The following is a 2200-nucleotide window of genomic DNA, read 5'->3' as shown; positions in this document are numbered from 1 at the left end:
TGGTGGCGTTGTGGTTTGCCCTGGACAGCGCCGGTCGCACCCAACGCCTGATCGCATGGGGCGTGCTCGGCCTGGCCTGCGGCATGGGGTTCATGACCAAGGGTTTCCTTGCCTGGCTGCTGCCGGTGCTGATCGCCCTGCCCTGGATGCTCTGGCAAAAGCGCTGGCGTGAACTGCTGACCTACGGTCCGGTGGCGATTGTGGTGGCGATCGCCGTCAGCCTGCCGTGGGCCCTGGCGGTGCATGCACAGGAGCCCGATTACTGGCGATTCTTCTTCTGGCACGAACACATCCGTCGTTTTGCCGGGGACGATGCGCAGCACGACGCACCGTGGTGGTATTACCTGCCGTTGCTGGTCGGGTTCAGCGCACCATGGGTCGCGCTGTTGCCGCCGGCGCTCCGGCAAGCGTGGCAAACACGACGCCAGGCCAACATCGCCTTCCTGTTGTTGTGGCTGCTGATGCCGCTGATGTTCTTCAGCCTGAGCAAAGGCAAACTGCCGAGCTACATCCTGCCGTGCCTGTTGCCGTTGACGTTGCTGTTGGGCCATGCACTGGCTGACCGGCTGCAGTTGAAACAGGGCCGGGCGCTTGGAGTTAACGGTTTCCTCAACCTGCTGTTGGGCGTGATCACCCTGATTGCATTGGTCTATCTGCAACTGAAGAAACCGCTGTACGACCATGAGCCCCACAACCTGGCGCTGGTGTTCATCGGCGTGACCGGCTGGATCGTGGCCAACCTGCTGCAAGCCTTTCGTCCTTTGAAGTTCTGGGCTGCGCCAGCGTTCGGCAGCTTGCTGCTGATTGGTTTTCTGCCGGCCGGACTGCCCAAGTCCGTGGTGGCCAACAAGATGCCCGACCAGTTCATCCTCGAGCATGCCGCAGAACTCGGCCAGACCGACACGCTGCTGAGCAATGACCTGGGCGCCGCGTCGGCGCTGGCCTGGCGCCTGAAGCGTCCGGACGTGGCGTTGTACAACACGATTGGCGAACTGGAATACGGCCTTGCCTACCCAGACGGCCTACAGCAACGGGTTGACCCGAATCAGGTGCAGCAGTGGATGCACGACGCCCGCCAAAGTGGCTCGGTCGGCGTGGTCATGCGCGTCAAGGGTGACGACGAATTGCAAGAAATCGAACGACTGCCCAAGGATGGCAAACGCTATGAACAAGGCAACATCGTGATTCTTATTATCCCGAAAGGTGGGTCATGAGCCCGCTGCGATTGACCGCCCGCCAGCCGGTGTCCAACCAACGGTTCAGCCTCTCAAAAAGCCCGGGGGTGGCAATGGCCATCCCCGGCGTCATCACTATCAATTCTCGACTTGCTTACGCGCCCGAACTCAGGAGTGCACCATGAAAATCAGCGTATTCGGTAGCGGCTATGTCGGCCTCGTCCAGGCAACCGTTCTGGCAGAGGTCGGTCATGACGTCATCTGCATGGACATCGACTACGAAAAAGTGAAAGCCCTTAATCTAGGCCAGGTCACCATCTTCGAGCCTGGCCTGGCTGAACTGGTCAAGGAAAACCTGGATAACGGACGGCTGCGTTTCACCTCTGACGAAAAGCTCGCGGTGGAGCATGGCCAGGTGTTGTTTATTGCCGTGGGCACGCCATCCCGGGAAGACGGCTCAGCGGATTTGAGTGCTGTGTTTTCGGTGGGTGAAGCCGTCGCCCGGCACCGCAGCGAGCCCATCATCATCGTCGAGAAGTCCACGGTGCCGGTCGGCACCGGTGATGCCCTGCGCGACCGGATCAGCGCGGCCCTGCAACGCTACGACCAGACCCTGGATTTCGATATCGTCTCCAATCCAGAGTTTCTCAAGGAAGGCTCGGCCGTGGCCGATTGCCGCCGCCCTGACCGCATCATCATCGGCTGCGAAAGGGATGCGGTGCGTGAGGTGATGCGCGACCTGTATGCGCCGTTCAACCGCAACCACGACCGCATCATGTTCATGGACCTGCGCAGCGCCGAGCTGACCAAGTACGCCGCCAACTGCATGCTGGCGACCAAGATCAGCTTCATCAACCAGATCGCCGAGCTGGCCGAACACCTGGGCGCCGACATCGAGTCGGTGCGCCTGGGCATCGGTGCCGACTCGCGCATCGGCTATCACTTCATCTACCCCGGCTGCGGTTATGGCGGCTCGTGTTTCCCCAAGGACATGCGCGCCCTGATCCACAGCGCCGAAGAGGCCC

The 2200-nt window shown here is 61.3% G+C and carries 2 protein-coding genes; both read left to right on the top strand.

Features of this window, described 5'->3' with window-relative positions:
* On the top strand, nucleotides 1-1214 hold a 1214-nt coding region (locus EJA72_RS12870; RefSeq protein WP_157711820.1), incomplete at its 5' end, for a phospholipid carrier-dependent glycosyltransferase.
* A gap of 142 nt (nucleotides 1215-1356) precedes the next feature.
* The coding region (locus EJA72_RS12865) for a UDP-glucose/GDP-mannose dehydrogenase family protein (protein ID WP_157711819.1) at nucleotides 1357-2200 on the top strand (844 nt) is incomplete at its 3' end.

The organism is Pseudomonas sp. PB120 (genome assembly GCF_009761815.1).
GTDB lineage: Bacteria > Pseudomonadota > Gammaproteobacteria > Pseudomonadales > Pseudomonadaceae > Aquipseudomonas.
The sequence above is the reverse complement of the archived record's forward strand: the minus strand, read 5'-3'. Positions and strand labels throughout refer to the sequence as shown.